Genomic DNA, 20,184 nt, shown 5'->3' with positions numbered 1-20,184 from the left:
TTCTCCATTTATCTCTAATGGATATATAGAGGGAGTATAGATTAAAAGAGCGTCTTATGGAAGAAAGAGCTACGAAAGAAGATTTTGTGGAGACATGTGGTTAGAAAGAGTGGGAATCTACATCACTATATTATTCAGAGAGTCATGGGTTTATCCATGTTTAGTTAAGTTTTACATTTAAAATAGCAGGACTAACTTTTATTAAATTAGGGGTGAAATTTGCGTGAGTATGGATGTTTTTGATCAGTTAACTAGTACCGATATCTTTGTATTGAATAAACAAAAAAATAATTATATAGGTAGGCCTTTCTATTTAAATTACGAAAAAATAGGAATTTTAACATGTGATGCATGGAAACAAAATGTAAAAGGAATTGCTCAAGGTTCCTTTTTATTAGCTTTTTATGAAAATGAAAAAAGCGTACAAGAAGCATTATTGTTAAGGGTTTTAAATCCGATAAAACTACCAACTGACAATGACATAGTTAGTTCTATGGTCGAGTATTATAAAGATGATTTGGCTACATCAGGTGTTAATAATAGTTTGGACCAATTTACTAGATTTGAGTTTAGTTTTTCCGGTATTGAATGTAGGATATTGGGGACATTTTATAGGGATGAAGATGGGAGAACTTGTTTTGGAGCAGATGTAGAAAATTTCTTTGCCCCTAATAATTATAGTGTATTTAAACCTACCTCTGAAATTTTAGAAGCAATAATTAATTTTAAATCTGATGGTTATTTATCAAAAAATGAAACTGATGTTAAGTTTGGGAAAGTACGTTATAGTTCAAGTGCAAGATATCAACAATATGAAGATGATGTTCCAGTTTATGTAACTTCTCAAGACTTCTTAGGAAAAAGAACAGCTCTTTTTGGTATGACAAGAACCGGAAAGTCAAATACGGTAAAAAAAATAATTGAAGCAACCGTGGAGTTAAGTAACAAAGCACCTCACTCCCTAGAAACTTTCATTGCTCAGGATCCATTTACTGATAATGGTTTACCCCAATATCCTGTAGGACAAATAATTTTTGATATAAATGGTGAGTATGCAAATCTGAATATGCAGGATGAAGGAACTGCTATATACGAAAAATTCAAAAAAGATGTAGTAAGATATAGTGTTCTTGAAAAACCTGAATTTAAAGTGTTAAAGGTGAATTTTTTTAATGAAGTTAAGTCTGGCTTTGAATTAATTAAAGCAGGATTAATAGAGGAAACCAGTGACTATGTACGAAATTTTACTTCAGTTGAACTTATGGATAATGAAGAGATAACCAATTTAGATAGATCAGGAAAAACCAGAGCGGAACGTGTTCTTGCAGCATACTTATGTTGTTTATCTGCAGCAGGATTTGAACCTTCAGACACTATGAGAAAAATAAAGTTTCAAGGACATGTTGAATTAAATAAATTAGTCAAAGAGGATGGAAGTATTGATCCGTCTAAAGGAATTACTATAGAACAGGCAAAACAGTGGTTCACCACTATATGGAGGGAATACTCCTCGAATGAATTTTTTGACGATTATAAAAAGAAAAAGGGACATGAGTGGGCCGATGATGATTTAAAGGCTATGTTAGTAATGTTAACAAGATTCAAAGAAACACAAAAACAACCATCTTTAAGTGGTTTTATCAAATTAAGATCAATGCGAGATTTACATACTAACCAACAGGAAGAGGCTTTCGAATCAAATATATTGAATTGTTTAAGAAAAGGTAAAATAGTTATTGTAGACTTGTCTCAGGGACATCCTGACATACAACGTCTTTATTCTGAGAGACTATGTCAAAAAGTATTTCAAGACTCAATGAGAAGGTTTATAGAAAATAAACCAAATAATTTTATTCAGTTTTACTTTGAAGAGGCACACAATTTATTCCCTAAAAAAGAAAACAAAGATTTAAGTCAAATATATAATCGTATTGCAAAAGAAGGTGCAAAACTTAATTTAGCTTTAGTTTATGCTACTCAGGAAGTAAGTTCAATAAGCTCAAATATTTTAAAGAATACCCAAAACTGGTTTATCGCTCATTTAAATAATAAAGACGAAATACAAGAACTACGAAAGTACTACGATTTCGAGGATTTTTCAGATGCATTGGTTCGATTTAGTGCATCTAATGATAAAGGGTTTGTAAGAGTAAAAACCTATTCAAGTTCCTTTGTTGTTCCAGTTCAAATTGATAGATTTTCAGCGGAAGGGAAATAATTAGATGAGCTATTCAAGTAGGTATGGTAGAAAACCAAATGAGTATGCAAGTAAGTCAGCACATACAATGTTAATTAATGACTCTGAGATGAACGAATATTTAACAGATTGTAATTTTCCAAAAGAAGGAGCAGTAATAGAACTTCCTAAAGAAAACATGTTGAAAGTTTCATTAAATGAGACAACTATTAAATATATTGTAGCAGTTGATGGAGGATACGACACTGTTTCTACTAATAAAAATTTCCCTTCTGCTACTGTTTCATTTTTTCAATTTGGGGCCTTGATGTTTAAAATTGAGGATTTAAAACAAATCGAACAACAAGCATTTATAAAGCCAGCCGATATGCAAAAATTAAAAAACATAGAGAGAATTAAATTAGCTTTACCTACAAGATATGTAACGTATAAAAAAGAGAAGAATTTAATAAACTCTATTAGGAAAACATTGTATGATTTTTTCATGAAAAAGCCTAAAGAGGAAAATGAAAAAACTAGTAACTTTATGAAGACCTTAAGTTGGTTAGTTTTTTCAGAGTATAAAACCAAAAAAGGTGATGCCCACTTTAAAAGTTATTCTTTATCTAGTTGCCCTGAATGTGGGGAAAAAAATATTTTACTAAAAAAAGAAAATATGAGCAAAGATTATACATTTCTTTGTAACTGCGGAGCAGAAATATATTTAGTAGATGTTTTCCGTTTACATGAAGCAATAGATAATGAGTTAGGTGCAGGTGGAATTTTAGGTTATGTCACTAATCTGTTAGAACAATTTGTAATAATAGACTTAATACGAACAATTTATTATAAAAATAAGTTACTGTTAAGAGAAACAATGTTCATCAAAGATGGTCCTTTAGGCTTTTTTGGACAAACAGCGAGGATGCATAAGCTATTCAGAGATTTATTTATCTTTTTGTTAGATGAGGGAGTAGCGATTAATCTTGTTGGTGTTGAAAAAAGCGGTGTCTTTGTGGAACATGCAGACCAAATAAGGGGAAAGCTTGGTAAGGGAGAATGTTTACTTCTGGGTAATGATTATATTTATGGGAACATTTTACCTTCTGTAGATAATGATCAGCCTTATGCTGGAACCTCTTATTATAGTGGGAAAATTATATACAGAACGGATTTGGATCAAATGTTTGTTATAACAATCCCTACAACCTCATCAGAAGTATATATAAATCCAGAAAAACACTTTTATATAAATATTGATAATATATTATCGCATTTGCCTGACCTTAAATGTGATATGTATGATAATGCTCTTTTCCCTGTAGCTATGGCAAATAAGTTAGTATCCCTATCAAGTCATCCTAGTTCGACAATTCTTGAGACTTTTCTTAGAGAAAAGGTTAATAATAAATGATTTGCTTATTAGAAATGATATAATATACAATTACCGGTCACAAAAAAATTAACAACTTTATTGTAGGTTAACAAAAATTTTTGCAAAATATCTACCCATGAAAGGATGGGTAGATAGATATTTTTTGTTTTCTGGAGGCTATATGCTAGACAATACGTGGGAGGTAGAAAAGGGAAAGGCCAACCTGCTGTAATGAATAGAGTTGAGAAGTCGGTAAATCCACAGAAATATCGGGTGTGCAACACGATTTAAGTCCCGAGATTCGTTTAAGCAACTCACTTAGAACTCTTTCAACAGGATGTAAAAAGCCCAATTTCTCAGCTAAACTCCAGGTAACACAAAAATAATGCTATACTGTGTTATGTTTAGCACGGCGAAATGGGGTCTTTCCACGAAGCCTGTGGAACTTATCATTGAAGCCGAACGCACACCATAACCAGCTATACTGTTATTCCCATAACTGCGAATATACAACTTGTACTTATAAAAAAATGCGCGTGAAGGCTTGTTTCCTTGTGTTCGCGGCCACCACCAGGAACAACCGAATTCTTCGGCGTAAAACATATTGACAATTTGCGATATGAAGATATAATGATTGATATGGAACCAATTGAAATTTTCAAGGCGTTATCAAATGAATCAAGGCTGCAGATTTTGCAATGGCTGAAGGAGCCTGATCGTCATTTTACACCCCATGAAGGGATTGATATGAACACAATCGGGGTCTGTGTCAGCCAAATCACTGACAAATTGAAAATGACGCAATCAACGGCTTCGCAATATCTTACCATCCTTTTAAGAGCCGGCCTGATTAAGGCGGAACGAATCGGAAAGTATACGTACTACAAAAGAGACGAAGAGGCCATTGAAAAACTTGCTGACTTTCTGAAAACAGAGATATGATGATAAAAATAAACATCTCAAGGTGTTTATTTTTACGCCCTATACATCGACATATTGCGATGTGTTTATTTTTTTAAATCAAAATATCGATATTTCGCGATATGTTGATTCGTAATGATGAAGGAGTGAACATTGATGTCTAACACCTGGAAAATTTATATTTTAGCCATTGTGAGCTTCCTGGTAGGAACCTCAGAGTACATCATTTCCGGTATTTTGGATCAGATTGCTCATACACTTGGGATCACATTAGCTGCTGCGGGCCAGCTGATTACGATCTTTTCACTTGTATATGCTATTTTCACACCGATTCTCATGGCGCTGACCGCAAGCATGGATAGACGGAAAATCATGATTTATGCACTCGGTTTATTTGTGGTTGGAAATATCCTCGCCTTTGTCCTGCCTGGTTATGGATGGTTTATTGCAGCACGGGTCATAATGGCGATGGGGGCAGGTATGGTTGTTGTAACCGCATTGACGATTGCCGCCAAGATCGCGCCTGAAGGTAAGCAGGGCAGTGCGATTGCTACTGTCGTCATGGGATTTACCGCTTCCCTCATCATTGGTGTTCCACTCGGAAGAATGACAGCGGAGACGTTGGGCTGGAAATCTGTATTTGGCGGAATTGCTCTATTGGGATTCATCGCAATGATCATTATTTCCTTTATGATTCCGCATACGGAAGGAGATAAGCCCGTACCTATACGTCAACAGCTTTCCCTTTTGAAGAAGCGAAAAGTTGCGATGGGGTTATCGATCACTTTTTTCTGGCTCGGGGGGTATTCCGTTGCTTATACTTATTTATCACCATATCTCCTGACCGTTTTAGGGATAAGCAGCCATTTGCTGAGCGGCGTTCTGCTGATTTTTGGCATCGCCAGCTTGGTTGGATCGAAGTTTGGAGGATACAGCACAGATAAGTGGGGAGTGCCCTTTACACTCGTCGGCGGGATGACATTACATGTCATCACACTGATTTTGCTGTCGCTTGTCACCCATTCCTATATCGGTGTGTTGGTGATTCTCATTCTATGGTCGTTTGCCGCATGGTCTACCGGCCCGACACAGCAATATCATCTGGCTACAATCGAACCGGAATTATCAGGTGTATTGCTTGGCATCAATCAGTCGATGATGCAATTTGCCATGGCTGTAGGTGCAGGAGCAGGGGGGATTTTTGTAGAGAACGTATCATTGGCTTCGATCACCTGGATTGGTGCATTGGGGGTTATGATCGCGATTGTCGCTGCTTTGATGACGTCTCATTTTAAACAGAAAGCGCCACATTTAAAAGAAATCAATCAATAATACTCTGCCTTGATTTGCTTCTGAAGATTCAATGGTTTCATTTGCTTCTTGCAGCCCGACAAATCGAAAAATCTGACATCCGCTCGTTACAGACGCGAGCGGATGTTTTTGTTAGTCCGCCAAAATCCGCAAATAAGCCTTCCAAGGTCCGACATCGTCCTGATACCGCTTTGCCAGCACCCTTGCGATTTGCGAGATGTGAGTGAGGTCGTGGGCCACCCATGTCGAGATCTGTTCTCTAAGCTTGACGATTCCAAATTCGGGGTGCACTCCCGTTTGTTCGAAGTCGGTTTCTGAATCAACGAGTTGCCGTAATGTCTTCAGGTTCTCCCGGCGGAGCGCCGCAAACTCGCCAAGTAATTGCTCAATGGTCTTCCCGGCGTTTTGCTGCATCTGCCCGACGCGGTCGAAGGGCGGAAATGTTTCCGTTTCTCCTTTTGTCAGGATCATCTCGATCCGCGGAATCCAATTGTTTTTTTCACCTTCGATTAAATGTCCCACGACATCAAAGGCGTTCCAGGTACCCTCGCCTTCATCACTGCTGATCCACTCACGCGATAATCTAGTCAGCAACTGACTCAGCGTTTCCGGCGTGCGTTCGAGGATTTCGATTGCTTCATCAAGCTGAAAGTTCATGTGGATGACCTCCTTAAACAATTTAAAATAAAAGATTTTGGAGTAATGAAGCGTATGGTTTGAATTACATTTTATTTTAATTGATTGTGTGGAAAACAGAAACATAGAGTCGGCTTTTTTCTGACGAATAGAACAACTCAGACAGATGGTTGAACAATTGGTTTAACCATTTTTTTAATGTTGGAAGAGTCTTGATTTTTAATTGCTAAACTCCATTTATAAAGACGAAAAGGAGTTATTTGAAGATGAATAATGAGTATATCTTGCAAACGAGGCACTTAACCAAAAAATACAAAAAATCGACCATTTTAAACGGTGTATCAATTAATGTAAGAAAGAACACTGTTTACGGCCTTTTGGGTCCCAACGGGGCAGGTAAGTCAACGACGCTAAAAATAATATCCGGTTTGCTCAAACAAACATCAGGAGAGGTAATTTTCAATGGAAATCAGTGGACAAGGAAAGATTTGATTTATATCGGATCTTTAATTGAAAATGCTCCGCTTTATGGGAATTTAACTGCTATAGAAAATCTTGAGGTGATAAATACGATTCTTGGCCTGCCAAAAGAGCGAATTCAGGAGGTTCTTCAAGTTGTTGGGTTAACAAATACGGGAAGTAAAAAAGTGATGAATTTTTCTATGGGAATGAAACAACGACTTGGCATTGCCCTTGCCATTTTGAATCGTCCCAAGCTATTAATTTTAGATGAGCCTACTAATGGATTGGATCCTATTGGGATTCAAGAATTAAGAGAATTGATGGCTTCATTTCCGAAGCAGGGAATGACCGTTCTTTTATCCAGCCACTTGTTATCGGAAGTTGAACATTTAGCTGATGATATCGGCATTATCAGCAATGGAATACTCGGTTATGAAGGTAAATATCATTCATATGATAACTTAGAAAATCTATTTACAGATGTTGTACGAAAGCATAGAGCCCAATAGGAGGTTACCGAATGTATTTATATTTAAAATCAGAAATGATAAAAACAAAAAGAACAATGATTAGAAAAATGTTGTTGGTGATACCCCTAATATGTTCCATTCTTGCACTAGGTTTTAATTTTCTAGGCGGCCCGGATATCGTAAGGCTGAGTGTAGAAACGATCATTAATCATTGGGGAATATTATGGCTATCCGTGTTCGTAGCCCTTTCCACTGGGCTTTTAAATAATCTCGAAAAAAAATCGACGAATTTTAAAACGATTATTGGCTTACCAATAGATCTTCAAAAAAAGGAAATAAGCAGAGTTTTATTTACAACTGGATTAATGGGGCTAGGGTCTCTTCTGTTAATAATTTTTATAATCCTAACAAGTTTGCTGGTTAATACAAGTCCATATTTGGTTTCACTTTCTTCTTGTATTTTAGCGGTTACCTTAATGTTTATAGCTTCACTATGGCAGATCCCGTTTTGCTTGTGGCTTTCTAGAAAAACGAATCTTTTTATCACCTTACTGTTAAATAGCATGCTTAATTTAAATTTAGGTTCAGTTTTTGCTCCTACGGGAGATTGGTGGTTTGTTCCATACAGCTGGCATTTAAGAGTGCAAATGCCTTTAACGAAGCTACACTCTAATGGAATCCCTTTGCCGCAAAATGATGAACTTCTGAGCTATTCAGTTATTCCGACTGCTCTTGTTTTAAGCCTTACATTTTTTTTCATACTGACATTGATTACTGTTAGGTCTTTTAATAAACTTGAGGTGAAATAATGCTGCAATTTTATAGATGTTTTCTTGGCGAATGTAAAAAAAGAAAGCGAAGTATATTTTCATTATTACACTTAAGCATTCCGCTCGTTTTATCTGGTGTTTTGGTGATGTACTTCTTATTCAGGAATGTACCCGTAGGTCCGGAAGCAAGCTATATCATTTTTTTCGAATTAATAGGAGTAGGTACACCGGTCATCATTTCGATTATTTGTGGTCTGGTGGCCGATTCTGAAAACGAGGCAGGCCATTTTCAAAATATACTTGGATTAATTCAGAGCAGAACCGTTTCATTCACAAGTCAAACAACAATGATGATATTCTCTTATTTTGCTGCGATGTTTTTAACGATATCAATCTATACCCTAGCTCTGAAGCACCTGATTGGAGTAGGTGAAGTTAACTTTACTCTCTACTATTTAACAGGTATAATTTTTGCAGGAACTTCCATCTTTCAATATTTCTTCTATCAATTCGTTGGTTATAATTATGGGATAGGAATGTGCAGTATATGTGGGTTTGGAGGAGTGATTATCGCAGCTCTGTGCTTGACCACAATAGGAGATAAAATCTGGTGGCTCCTGCCTTGGGCTTGGGCGAACCGATTCGGTGAATATGTAATGGATTATTTGAAAATGACAGGTGTAAAACCGGTTGGAAATTCTACACTTGTAATGGGAGGTTATTCTTTTTTAATTATGACAACAGGAATAATTCTTCTAAGTATCGTTTGGATAAATAGGTGGTCCGGAAAAAAAACAAACGATTAAAGGGTGGTTCAATTTGGCCAAAATCTTGGCGGTTGATGATGACGCTGCAATTCTAAGACTGGTCAGGAAAATGTTGAGTATAAAAAAACATGAGGTTACAACTTTGCAAAGTATTAAAGATATCACGATAGAGGAGTTAAATAAATATAATCTCATTTTATTAGATGTCATGATGCCAGATGAAGATGGATTTAAAATATGTGAGAAGATTAGATCTTTAATTGATATACCGATCATCTTTATGACTGCCAAAAGTGATGAATCTTCAATAATTAAAGGTTTATCCATTGGCGGAGATGATTATATTGTAAAGCCATTCAGCATTCATGAAGTGAATGCACGTATTGAGGCCCATTTAAGGCGGGAAGCAAGGCCGAAAAAGGATACAAAAAGTGTATTTATCGATGGTGACATCCTTATTGATTTGGAAGCAAAAAAAGTAATGGTGAAAGGGGAGGAAGTAAACTTTACTAAAACTCAATACAAAATTTGTGAACTGCTCGCATTACACAAGGGGAAAATCTTTTCCAAAGAAGATATTTATGAGTCTGTCTATTCAATAGAAAGCGATTCTCAAATTTCAACGGTTGTTGAACATATCAGAGTGATAAGGAAAAAAATTGCCCAGTTCAATTTAGCCCCTATCAGTACGGTCTGGGGTGTAGGGTATATATGGGAATAAAGAATACGTTATCGGTTTATTTTATTAAATGGATTACAAAATTAGGTTTTGCAGGTTTGTTTATTTTGACCCTGAATATTGGATTCGTGACTTGGGGAATTAATCATCATTTTTTCCTTCCGGCAAATGAACCGATAAAAAAAGCGGAAAAAATACAGAGTAAAGTTGAAAATGCCAATTATATTGATCCCAGCATCATTCCTCCAGAACTGGATTATACTATTTTTAATAAGCAAACAAACAAAATTGTAAAGAGTAATATGAGTTCCAGAAATAAACAAAGATCAATAGAAGCTTATCTGCATCCTAGTAAGGATAGAATGAGCTCTTTTATAAGATATGACAGTCGATATGAAAGCATTTTGATTCATTATAGCTTGAAAATCCAGTTTGCAAATATTGAATTAAGAAAGGTATTTCCGAACCCTGGCGTATGGATATCAGTTTTTTCAATTTTAATTTATTGTGTTTATTTAGTTTGGAATATAAGAAGTTTTTCTCGAATTATTGTCCAAGAAAACCAAAAGCTTATCCAAGTAGCCCGTAAAATAAAAGAAAGAGACTTAAATATCGAATTTCCGCGAGTTCGATTTAATGAGTACAAAGATGTAATGGGCGCAATGGAGAGTTTATCGGAAGCACTTGTTAAATCCATTCAGAAGGAAATTGAGATTACCAATTCAAAGTCAGAACAGATCAGTTATTTAATCCACGATATAAAAATTCCACTGACTGTGATAAAAGGGAATATAGAACTTTTGGAGACAATGGGAGATGAGGATGCTAAGGAAAATTTTAGCGACATTATGAATTCTATACAGCAGATTGAAGGATACATTCAGGAAGTTATCGATATCAACCTGGACAACAAACAAGACAATACGAATATGGAAGAAGTATCTGTAACCGATTTCTTGTGCAAGCTGGAAGCCGAAGTTAAAAGCTTGGGTAATAATATCATTGTCGAAGATTGGACACATAAAGAGGCTACTAGCCTTTATATAGACGTAATCCTGCTTATTCGAGCAATAAATAATATTGTATTAAACGGAATAGAAAGAACGCCGCCGCATGAAAAAGTGCAAATGATCGTCAAGCAGGATAAAGACCGTATTCAATTTGTTATCATCGATCAAGGACCAGGTTTTTCGGAAGAAGCTCTAAAAAAAGGTACTGAGCTTTTTTACACTGAAAACTTTGGACGGACTAATAACAGCCATTATGGATTAGGATTAACGTTTACCGAAAAGGTAATCAAGCAGCATAATGGAAGAATGAAGCTTAGAAATAATGCCAACAACTCTGGGGAGGTACTGGTAGAATTACCGATTCTATCGAGAAAGGGATAATACAAAAGATAAGTTCATTTTAATGACTAAAAGAGAATACTTGACAGTTTTTGTGTGAAATTTTAATTTTAAAGTGTCCCGAATCCTCGTTCGGGACACCCTTTTATATTTTTGAGACTATGTCAGCTGCCGCTCAGCAAACTCACGATACAGCGCATGCGAAGCAATCAGCTCGTGGTGCCGCCCCCGCCCTGTGATCTCGCCTTTTTCGATAAATATAATTTGGTCCGCGTTCACGATTGTCGATAGCCGGTGGGCGATGACGAAGGTGGTACGGCCTTCCATGAGGCGGGCAAGCGCCTGCTGGACGATGGCTTCTGATTGGCTGTCGAGGCTGGCTGTCGCTTCGTCCATCATTAAAATTTTTGGGTCACGCAGAAAGGCGCGAGCGATGGCGATCCGCTGTCTTTGTCCGCCGGACAGCTTGACGCCGCGTTCGCCGACTTCCGTATCAAGCTGCTCTGGAAATTGTTTAATAAATGTGTCGGCATAAGCCATTTCCGCGACTTTCCACAGTTCTGGATCGTCAATGCTGTCGGCGTAGTCCAAGCCATAGCATAAGTTCTCACGGATGGTGCCGGACATCATCGGGCTGTCTTGAGATACGTAGCCGATCTGGCTGCGCCACGATTTCATCGACAGCTTGTTGACCGGTGTTTCCCCGATATTAATGACCCCTGAGTCCGGTTCGTAAAATCGTTCCAAGAGGCCGAACATCGTCGTTTTTCCGCCGCCGCTCGGACCGACAAATGCAATCATCTGCCCGGGATCGACGTCAAAAGATACCTCCCGCAAGACAGGCTCGTCATCGCCATAAGAGAAAGATACATTCTCGACGCGTATCGGCAGATTGGAGATGTCCATTTCAAGTCCTTCCTGGCCCTCTTCCTCTTCAGTATGCAAAATCTCGATGATCCGCTCTGTTGCCCCTTTTGCTTTTTGCAGCTGAGTGAAAAACATTGTGAACGATGTGATCGGGAAGATGATTTGAAACAGATAAAGCAAAAAGGCGATCAGTGAACCTGCCGACATCGTCCCCTCAGAGACGCGGATGCCGCCGTAGCCGATGATGGCGACGATCACAATCATAATGACAAGGTGCATAAACGGGGAGACAAGCGCAAATATACGGGCTTCCTTGAGTCCGTATTGAAAGAGCTTCGAAATGCCTGATAACCCTTTCATTTTTTCTGTATGCTCGGCGTTTGATGCTTTCATTAATCTGATTTCGCTTAATGTCTGCTGGACATGTCCGGTGAAGGAAGCTGTTTCATCCTGCAGCGTTTTGGAGATGCGCTGCATTTTCATGCCGAGCGGGATCATGATGAAGCTCGTGATCGGAACGGAGATCAGCATGAGCAGTGTCATTTTCCAATCCATGATCAGCAAAATGATCACCGATCCGACAATGGTGATGATGCCGGAAACAAACTGCGGAAAATGGTCGGAAATCAAGCTTTCAACAATGCCGGTGTCATTGACAACACGGCTGACGGTTTCACCGCTCGTCTTTTCGTCAAAGTAGCGGACAGGCAGGCGCAGCAGCTTGAACCACATGCGCTCGCGCAGGGAAGCGACCACTTTTTGCCCGGCATAGGAAAGAAAATAGGTCGAAAACCCGTCGCAGACCGCTTGAACAATAAAAACGAGCGCAAGGATTCCCGCTAAGGCCAGATTGATCGAATTGACGGAAAAGCCGTCAACCATTTCCCTTGTCAACAGTGGAATGGACAGGCCGACCAATGTTGTGACGAGGCTTGCGGCCAAACCGACGGTTAAAGCCAGCCTGGGGACGCCGGATGTGAGAATCATGGTGAAAAACGGTTTCATGCTATTGTTGCTTTCTGTTTTCATTTGATAAACTCCTTATCGATATAATGTCAAAGAAGTGGATGGCGCAAGCTGTAACTCATCATATTACGATATAAACAGCAGAAAGTTCCCGATCATTGCCGATTTTAACTTCATGCTAAAAAGATTGACAGGAGAGATAATTGTAACTATTATTGTTACTATTATTGTTACATAAAGTTGATTGAATGATAAGAAAGGAAGAAAAACATGACGATAAATATTAAAGTATATTCCGATTATGTCTGTCCATTCTGTTTTCTCGGAAAAGACCAATTCGAAAAAGCGATCGAAGGCAAAGATGTGGAAGTCGAGTGGCTGCCATTCGAACTGAGGCCGCGCCCATCGGAGCAGCTTGATCCGTTAAATGATCCATCAAAATTGGCAATGTGGGACGGCGCCATTAAGCCGCGAATCGAGGCTTGGGGCGTCAACATGAAGCTGCCAAACGTCTCACCGCATCCTTATACAGATTTGGCTCATGAAGGCTATCACTTTGCAAAAGAACACGGTAAAGCGAAAGCGTACAATGACCGGGTTTATCAAGCCTTTTTCCAGGAAGATCAAAATATTGGCGACATCGACGTATTAACAGCGCTGGCTAAAGAAGCCGGACTGGATGAGCAGGCTTTTAAAGAAGCTTTAAGCTCCAGAACATATCAGGACGTGCAGCGGAAGGCGCTCCAACACGCTTACGAAGAAGCAGGCATTGCGGCCGTTCCGACATTTATCATTGGCAATGAACGGATCGCCGGGGCCGCTGCGAGGGAAGTGTTTGAACAGGTGATCGAAAAAGAAAGCAAACAAAAACCTGTTGACGGCTTGCAGTGCGACCTTGACGGAAATAACTGCTGAGCAGGAAAAATGAGCGATTTGAAGAACCCTTTAATAGGGTTCTTTTTTATACCGGAAAGAAGAGGGAAGACAGTTGACACTCCATCATTTTATTGCAGCCGATCAGGAGCTTCCGCTGGGGAGTTTCCTGGATCAAACAGAAGAAGGTTTGATTAGCGTCGATGAGCTTGATCAAGGGTACGAAATGATCAAAACAAAATTCAGCAAGCCGTTTGTGTATGAGGCAACCGGCTGTTTGCATAGACCCGGAAATGGTATACGAGCGCTATTCAGCTATATCAATTCAAATATTGCCGATGGCGAAGATATTGAAGTTTACTCTTGCTGGGACGGTGAGGAAGACAGAGAAAAAGACGACCGCTTAGACTTTTTTATTGATCTAAAGGCTCTTCAGCTGGGCAAGCATGTCAAGCTGGATAAAAAGAAATACATCGATGAAATTGCAGGCATGTTTTATTTTGAGGAGCGGCAGCTGGTCAAGATTCGTAAATAAAACATTTGCTGGCGCAGGGTTTTCACACCTTTTTTCGGCCGGTTCATTTAGATGTTCAATCAGTGCACGCGCATTGTCATAGCTCACAGGCTAAGTACGATTAAGGATGCAGATCTCATATTAGTGCTAAAAGACGGAGAGATTCAAGAGATGGGCAACCATTTACAATTGATTCGCAACCAAGGGTTTTACACCAAATTGTACAATTCAAACAATGACCAAGCGATTGTGGGAGGAGGCTAAAACAGTGAATGATTTATTTGATGAAATAAGAGATGAGTCGATTAATATTGGGGGGATTGATGGTTACAAATTCGGCTCCTTAAAAGAGATATTGCGAAATAAAAGATTTGTATTTCTTGGTGAAAGCAGCCATTGCGTCAAAGAATATATTGAGGCGAAGGCAAGCTTGATCAAATATCTGCATCAGGAATTAGGATTTCGTATTCTTGCTTTCGAAAGTGAATTGGGAGATTGCAGCATAGGAAATTATCTTACAGAAGAACTTAGTGCCAAAGAAAATATGTCCGGTTCCATCGGGAAAGTTTGGCAAAACGAATTTATGCTTGATTTGTTTGAGTATATGAAGGAAACTCAACAGCGGCAGCCTTTGCATTTAACAGGCGTTGATGTTCAGCAGAGCATGGATAAGCACTTTTCCTCCTACATGCGTTCGCATTTGACAGGGGATCTCAGGAAAACGTTTGTAACATTTGATACGCGTACAAATGAGATGCTCGATAAAGATTATATGTTAAAGCGGCGTTTTAGGAAAACAGTAGAAGAAATTGAAAGAATAGGCCAAGGACTGATAAGGGAGCTTGAAAAACAGACTTTCCCCTCTGCTATGCTTCGTGATGTCGTGTTACAGACGATGAAAAACAGACTCAATTATTTTAAGGCGAATTTTACAAAAGCTTTTTCAAAATTGTTTGAATATCGTGATGAATTAATGGCGAAGAATCTTGAATTTTTATCTCAGCATGTTTATCCTGATGAGAAATTTATCATTTGGGCTCACAACCTTCACATCAAAAAACAAAGCAGCGTCAATCGGTTTTCACCATATCGATCATTTGTAGAAAACCTTCCGGAATTTATGAAAGAGGACAGTTTTGTTATTGGTCTTTACGCGGGAGAAGGAAGAATGGGTGACAACCAAGGAGGCGATCATCCTATCAAAAAAGTTAACAAAAAGCACATGGAGTGGCTGCTCAGCAATTCACCCCATCCCAATTTTTTTATACCATGTGCTTCAAAGTGGGGGGAAAAAAAGTGGAAGGCTTTTGAGGGAGGAGGCTTGCGTATTTCTTTCAAGCCGGTTCAACAGTATGACGGAGTTTTATTCTTTAAAAAAGTAACCCCAGCAGTTGTTAATGTTGAATAGGATGTTGACGGGTTAAGCATAACCTCTAAGGTGAAGATCTCTGCTTATAGGAATTTTTTGTTGGGAAAAGAACTTTTTCGTTATATTAAATTGCTGGTGGCGGCCAAAGGGAGGAAAACTGAAAGCTGTTTTTTTGGTTTTCAATGGTAAATGGGATTATTGCATGGAGTGCACAAGTCAGACCCAGGGTAATTTCATGGACGTATTAACTTTTGGTAAAGGCGTTTATCAGGACATCCATGAAAAGATATGTTCGGCAGATGAGGAAGGGAATCCTGTTCCCGAGATACCGGAGATGGTGGTTGAGGAGAAATATGAAGAACTCCAAAGGTAAACTGGTAACGCGTTCACAGTTTCTTGAGAGGAAGATCTTCAACAAATCATGATAAAGGGATGGCCGAAGGCTTTTCTTCACAGCTGGATCGCCTTGAAGACGATCTGAAAGCCATTCGTTAAAAGAGGGAGGGTATATTGATGACGACGTTTCCTGAGCATTTCATATAACCGCGTAATCGCGGACCTCCTCATCAAGTTTTTCTATAACCATTAAAAAGAGGAGGTTGATATACATGCGTACAGAGCAGGAAATCATCGATTTGGTGCTGAAGGTCGCACGGGAGGACGACCGCGTTAGAGCGGTCGGTATGAACGGTTCGCGGACGAATCCGAATGTTCCGAAAGACCCTTTTCGCGATTATGATATGGTCTATGTTGTAACAGATATGCAGTCTTTTCTTGATGAGCCGGGCTGGGTTGACGTTTTTGGGGAGCGGATCATCATGCAGACGCCGGAAGCGATGGAGCTGTTTCCGAATGAGCTTGGCAACCGCTTTTCTTATTTGATGTTATTTACTGACGGCAGCCGCATTGATTTGATTCTTGTGCCTCTTGAAGAAAAGCTGGAATACTGCCGGGAAGACGGATTAACCGTGATCCTGCTCGATAAGGATCAGGACCTGCCCGTTATCCCGCCGCCGACGGATCGGGAATATTGGGTGCAAAAACCGTCCCCGCAATGCTTCGCCGACTGCTGCAATGAATTTTGGTGGACGTCGACATATGTGGCCAAAGGGTTGTGGCGGCAGGAAATTCTTTATGCACTCGATCATTTAAACCTCGTCAGGGCCATGCTGCTGAAAATGCTCGAATGGAAGGTCGGTTTTGAAACGGGCTTTTCGCTGAGCATAGGCAAGAATGCAAAGTTTCTTGATCGCTATGTTGATCGAAATACGTGGGAAAGGCTTTTGGAGACGTATCCGCCAGCTGATTATGAGCGTGTATGGAACAGTTTGTTTAAGATGTGGGATCTGTTTGAAGAGACAGCGGCAGCAGTCGCTGAACATCTGGCTGAACAATATCTTTTCGCAGAAGCCGAGAAAGTCAAACAGTACGTGAGACGCGTTCAGCAGCTGAAGCCTGATGCAAAGGTAATTGACTAATCAGATGATGGCCGCACTCCCGGCAGGTGAGCCGGGAGTGTGTTTTTTGCGGAGGTGAACGCCATGTTCAGTCTTAAAAAAATATTGAAGGAGCATTATGGAATCGACAGTGTGAACATTTCTCCCGAGCAAGGGGGATGGACAGCACTCGCTTATCAAGTAACCGATGGAAAAGCCGCTTTCTTTCTAAAAGTGTATGATAAAAATAGGGCATCGACAGCGAAATGGACGGCTCTGATTGATGATTATATGCCTGTTCTCAGGTGGCTGAGTGACCGCACCGCTCTCAGCGGGAAGCTGCCTGTGCCGCTTTTAACAACAAATGGAGAATACAAGTGCGAAGATGATGATGCGGTTTATGTGCTTTATGAATACATCGCCGGGGAAACCATTGGTGGCCGGCCGCTCGGCAAAGGCTGCGCGAAGAAGCTCGCCAGCATCATAGCGGAGCTGCACCGATATGACGAGACGATCCCGGTGAAGACAGAAAATGAAAAGGCAGAGACGATGAGCTTGCTGAAAAACGAGCTTGAGGCCATAGAGGACAGCAAGATCGACTGTTAAAAAGCTAAATGGAGGAACATCTGTGAAAAATTATCGTACTTTATTTTTTGATGTGGATGACACACTATTAGACTTCGGTGCAGCGGAAAAGTCAGCACTGCGGAAGCTTTTTCAGGAACAGCAAATTCCTTTAACAGCTGAAATAGAAGCGAATTATAGACGTATCAATCAAGGTTTATGGAGGGCGTTTGAAAAAGGGGAGATAGACCGCGGCCAAGTGGTCAATACGCGTTTTTCCCTTTTATTCAAAGAATATGGTCTAGAGGCTGACGGCGTTTTGCTTGAGGAGAAGTATCGCAGCTTCCTTGAAGAAGGGCATCAACTGATAGACGGTGCTTTTGAATTAATTGAAAGCCTGCAGGATCAATATGATTTATATATCGTGACGAACGGTATTTCAAAAACGCAGTATAAGCGTCTGCAAGCTTCGGGATTATACCCGATGTTTAAAGGGATTTTTGTTTCAGAGGACACCGGTTTTCAAAAACCGATGAAAGAATACTTTGATTACGTTTTTGAACGAATTCCTCATTTTTCTGCCGATCAAGGGCTGATCATCGGGGATTCATTGACAGCGGACATAAAAGGGGGGCGGCTGGCCGGATTGGATACATGCTGGATGAATCCAGACATGTCAGCGAATCATACGGACATTGAGCCGACTTATCAAATTCAAAGGCTTAATGAACTCCAGCACATTTTAAATCATGGAAAAGTACCTTCGGCCTGATTGCTGCCGATACGAGTAAATCGGTTTTCCATTACCTTTGTATGCAAACTGCAACAGGGAGGATGCGGAAGCTGAACTTCCGACGGCCGAGTTGCGGTGGATTTTCCGGGAGCTAAATTAAAACAAAGCAGAGGAAGACTGGTGAAACATGCAACGAAGAAAGGTTTTGAAAACTGCGGTTTTTTCGTTAGTCGCAGTTTTTGTTCTGTTATTCAGCGCGTTTTTTGTGTGGAGCCGTTTTACATATGAACCATCAAACAAACTCAAAAAGATGATCAACCTTGATCAAGTCGAAAGTAAAAACGGTGTTTACACTTTTCAAGCGGATGGGGCAAATACCGGGATCATTTTATATCCTGGGGCAAAAGTTGAACCGCTTGCTTATGCTTACATCGGCGAAAAGCTGAAACAAAATGGTTACAGTGTCTTTATCCCGCGCATGCCTTTTTCTTTGGCCATATTCAATCCGAATCAAGCAGAAAGAATGATAAAAGATAACAGTAATATTGATCATTGGTATCTCGGGGGACATTCTTTAGGAGGTGCGGCAGCAGCCATGTACGCCAAAAAGCATCCAGATAAGATTGACGGGCTTTATTTTCTCGCCTCCTATCCTTCTGATTCACAATCGATAAAAAGTGCGCCGTACCGTGTTCTTTCTATATCAGGTGAACGCGATGGCCTTTCAACTCAAGAAAAAACAGCAGCCTCCAGAAAGAACCTGCCTGATACAACAGTGTTTGAGGAAATCAAAGGGGGAAACCACGCCCAATTTGGTATGTACGGCGAACAAAGGGGGGATCGTCCCGCGAAGATCCCAGCTGTTAAACAGCAGGAGGAGATCGTGAACGTGATGCTTGACTGGATCAAATCATAAAGAAAGCTCTCGCTTTTTGCGAGAGCTTTTTTTGTTTATGATCCTCTCCTTTAAAGCGCTTTAACCCGTTTCTTCATTTGCCGGCTAAGGCCTATACGAAGCCGTTTGAATCATTTGAATAAAGTTGCTGGCGGAAGGAGCAAGGTGATCATCTCTTCTAATGCATAATGAAATAGGATTTTTTAAATCGACTTGTTCGACATGAACCCGCGCTATATCTCCCCGGTCAATATATTCGTTTACTTCAAGAGAGGATGTGAAAGCGACTCCATAACCTTCCATAACCGTTCTGATCGTTTCATTCAATCCGTTTATTTGTATACCTATTCTGGGTTTGTCGACATGATGCAATGTGCATAAAGAAATTAATTTCTCCCGGGAAAGACTTCCTTCTTCACGAAAGATAAACGGTTCTTTCACCACTTCTTCCAATGTGGTGTACTGTGATGCAAGCCTATGATTTTTATTGACGACAAACAGCATGTCATCTTCTAAAAGCAGCGTCCCTTTTATGAAAGTATCGAATTCCGTTGTCCCGCCGATCAGGCCAATGTCCGCTTCATAGTTGATCAGCTGTTCACAAGCTTTTTGAAAGTTCGTTGTCGTGATTTCAACTTCTGTCTTGGGAAATTGCTGTTTATAGCGGCTGAGCCATCTTGGCAGCAAATAATTGGCGGGGAGGAAGGTGGCGGCAATACGCAGTTTTCCAATTGACCCTTCCCTTAACTGTTCCACGTACAATTCAATTTCTTTTTCAAGTGAAAACAGCCGCTTTGCCTGTTTTGCAAGCTTTGCGCCGGACTGTGTCAGCAGAATCCCCCTGCCTTTAGGAACGAATAAGGTACAGTCGATCTCGCGTTCTAATTTCTTAATTTGGGAGGTGACGGCAGGCTGGCTGATGTTTAGCTGTTTGGCAGCTTGGGTGACGCTGCCTGTTTCCGCGACCGAATAGAACAATCGCAGTGCATGAAGATTCATATTTCACACCTCTATTTATAAATAAAAGTTATCAATATCAAATAAAGATATA

At 40.0% G+C, this 20,184-nt stretch carries 20 protein-coding genes and 1 pseudogene; 18 read left to right on the top strand and 3 right to left on the bottom strand.

All coding sequences use genetic code 11. The features are described 5' to 3' along the window. Positions 1-229 precede the first annotated feature (229 nt). From M1E03_RS20510 to M1E03_RS20495, 4 genes are all read left to right on the top strand, one after another. Complete coding sequence (locus M1E03_RS20510) at positions 230-2,218, top strand: ATP-binding protein (protein ID WP_145608044.1); 1,989 nt, start codon at positions 230-232, stop codon at positions 2,216-2,218. A 4-nt stretch (positions 2,219-2,222) separates the two neighbouring features. Continuing rightward, a complete protein-coding gene (locus tag M1E03_RS20505) occupies positions 2,223-3,590 on the top strand; it encodes a DNA double-strand break repair nuclease NurA (protein WP_145608039.1) in 1,368 nt (455 codons plus the stop codon). Between the two features lie 600 nt (positions 3,591-4,190). Further along, complete coding sequence (locus M1E03_RS20500) at positions 4,191-4,493, top strand: ArsR/SmtB family transcription factor (RefSeq protein WP_026585626.1); 303 nt, start codon at positions 4,191-4,193, stop codon at positions 4,491-4,493. A 135-nt stretch (positions 4,494-4,628) separates the two neighbouring features. After that, complete coding sequence (locus M1E03_RS20495) at positions 4,629-5,804, top strand: MFS transporter (RefSeq protein ID WP_458110589.1); 1,176 nt, start codon at positions 4,629-4,631, stop codon at positions 5,802-5,804. 111 nt (positions 5,805-5,915) lie between these two features. Here the strand turns inward: M1E03_RS20495 and M1E03_RS20490 are convergent, their stop codons facing one another. Then, positions 5,916-6,440: a DinB family protein gene (locus M1E03_RS20490; protein WP_145608037.1), complete on the bottom strand. Its 525-nt coding sequence runs from the start codon at positions 6,438-6,440 to the stop codon at positions 5,916-5,918. Positions 6,441-6,685: 245 nt separating this feature from the next. On the opposite strand from M1E03_RS20490, the gene M1E03_RS20485 reads away from it, so the two are divergent. From M1E03_RS20485 to M1E03_RS20465, 5 genes are read left to right on the top strand one after another with little or no spacing between them, the layout of a single operon-like run. Then, positions 6,686-7,390: a lantibiotic protection ABC transporter ATP-binding protein gene (locus tag M1E03_RS20485; protein ID WP_023857699.1), complete on the top strand. Its 705-nt coding sequence runs from the start codon at positions 6,686-6,688 to the stop codon at positions 7,388-7,390. Between the two features lie 11 nt (positions 7,391-7,401). Beyond that, positions 7,402-8,160, top strand: a complete 759-nt coding sequence (locus tag M1E03_RS20480) for a lantibiotic immunity ABC transporter MutE/EpiE family permease subunit (RefSeq protein ID WP_026580431.1) — start codon at positions 7,402-7,404, stop codon at positions 8,158-8,160. Next, positions 8,160-8,927 (top strand): lantibiotic immunity ABC transporter MutG family permease subunit, encoded by a 768-nt coding sequence (locus M1E03_RS20475; RefSeq protein WP_023857701.1) that lies wholly within the window; start codon positions 8,160-8,162, stop codon positions 8,925-8,927. Before M1E03_RS20480 ends, M1E03_RS20475 begins: the two co-directional genes overlap by 1 nt. Before the next feature lie 13 nt (positions 8,928-8,940). Next, the gene (locus tag M1E03_RS20470; protein ID WP_023857702.1) at positions 8,941-9,609 is read left to right on the top strand and encodes a response regulator transcription factor; all 669 of its coding nucleotides are present in this window, start codon (positions 8,941-8,943) and stop codon (positions 9,607-9,609) included. Next, positions 9,600-10,958 (top strand): sensor histidine kinase, encoded by a 1,359-nt coding sequence (locus M1E03_RS20465; protein WP_023857703.1) that lies wholly within the window; start codon positions 9,600-9,602, stop codon positions 10,956-10,958. The genes M1E03_RS20470 and M1E03_RS20465 overlap by 10 nt, the downstream gene beginning before the upstream one ends. Positions 10,959-11,075: 117 nt before the next feature. On the opposite strand, the gene M1E03_RS20460 is transcribed toward M1E03_RS20465, so the two are convergent. Continuing rightward, the gene (locus M1E03_RS20460; protein WP_328031631.1) at positions 11,076-12,812 is read right to left on the bottom strand and encodes an ABC transporter ATP-binding protein; all 1,737 of its coding nucleotides are present in this window, start codon (positions 12,810-12,812) and stop codon (positions 11,076-11,078) included. 207 nt (positions 12,813-13,019) lie between these two features. Here M1E03_RS20460 and M1E03_RS20455 point away from each other — a divergent pair, with 207 nt between their 5' ends. From M1E03_RS20455 to M1E03_RS20415, 9 genes and pseudogenes are all read left to right on the top strand, one after another. Further along, positions 13,020-13,664, top strand: a complete 645-nt coding sequence (locus M1E03_RS20455; RefSeq protein WP_328031629.1) for a DsbA family oxidoreductase — start codon at positions 13,020-13,022, stop codon at positions 13,662-13,664. Positions 13,665-13,737: 73 nt separating this feature from the next. After that, positions 13,738-14,157 (top strand): hypothetical protein, encoded by a 420-nt coding sequence (locus M1E03_RS20450; RefSeq protein ID WP_458110588.1) that lies wholly within the window; start codon positions 13,738-13,740, stop codon positions 14,155-14,157. 66 nt (positions 14,158-14,223) lie between these two features. Continuing rightward, positions 14,224-14,400: pseudogene (locus M1E03_RS20445) on the top strand (hypothetical protein); the annotation flags it as partial. Between the two features lie 4 nt (positions 14,401-14,404). Next, positions 14,405-15,544, top strand: coding sequence for an erythromycin esterase family protein (locus tag M1E03_RS20440; RefSeq protein WP_103750373.1), 1,140 nt, complete (start codon positions 14,405-14,407; stop codon positions 15,542-15,544). A 196-nt stretch (positions 15,545-15,740) separates the two neighbouring features. After that, positions 15,741-15,878, top strand: coding sequence for a hypothetical protein (locus tag M1E03_RS20435; protein ID WP_186440099.1), 138 nt, complete (start codon positions 15,741-15,743; stop codon positions 15,876-15,878). A 235-nt stretch (positions 15,879-16,113) separates the two neighbouring features. Continuing rightward, positions 16,114-16,983 carry an aminoglycoside 6-adenylyltransferase gene (locus M1E03_RS20430; protein ID WP_039073120.1) on the top strand — a complete coding sequence of 290 codons (870 nt, stop codon included), beginning with the start codon at positions 16,114-16,116 and terminating at the stop codon, positions 16,981-16,983. Between the two features lie 63 nt (positions 16,984-17,046). After that, on the top strand, positions 17,047-17,547 hold the full coding sequence (locus M1E03_RS20425) for a phosphotransferase (RefSeq protein ID WP_458110587.1): 501 nt from the start codon (positions 17,047-17,049) through the stop codon (positions 17,545-17,547). 22 nt (positions 17,548-17,569) lie between these two features. Continuing rightward, the gene (locus M1E03_RS20420) at positions 17,570-18,277 is read left to right on the top strand and encodes a YjjG family noncanonical pyrimidine nucleotidase (RefSeq protein ID WP_020449940.1); all 708 of its coding nucleotides are present in this window, start codon (positions 17,570-17,572) and stop codon (positions 18,275-18,277) included. Positions 18,278-18,425: 148 nt separating this feature from the next. Next, positions 18,426-19,154, top strand: a complete 729-nt coding sequence (locus M1E03_RS20415; RefSeq protein ID WP_039073121.1) for an alpha/beta fold hydrolase — start codon at positions 18,426-18,428, stop codon at positions 19,152-19,154. An 84-nt stretch (positions 19,155-19,238) separates the two neighbouring features. On the opposite strand, the gene M1E03_RS20410 is transcribed toward M1E03_RS20415, so the two are convergent. Continuing rightward, complete coding sequence (locus tag M1E03_RS20410; protein WP_458110586.1) at positions 19,239-20,132, bottom strand: LysR family transcriptional regulator; 894 nt, start codon at positions 20,130-20,132, stop codon at positions 19,239-19,241. Positions 20,133-20,184 lie beyond the last annotated feature (52 nt).

The organism is Bacillus sp. PK6-013, assembly GCF_054161445.1.
The sequence above is the reverse complement of the archived record's forward strand: the minus strand, read 5'-3'. Positions and strand labels throughout refer to the sequence as shown.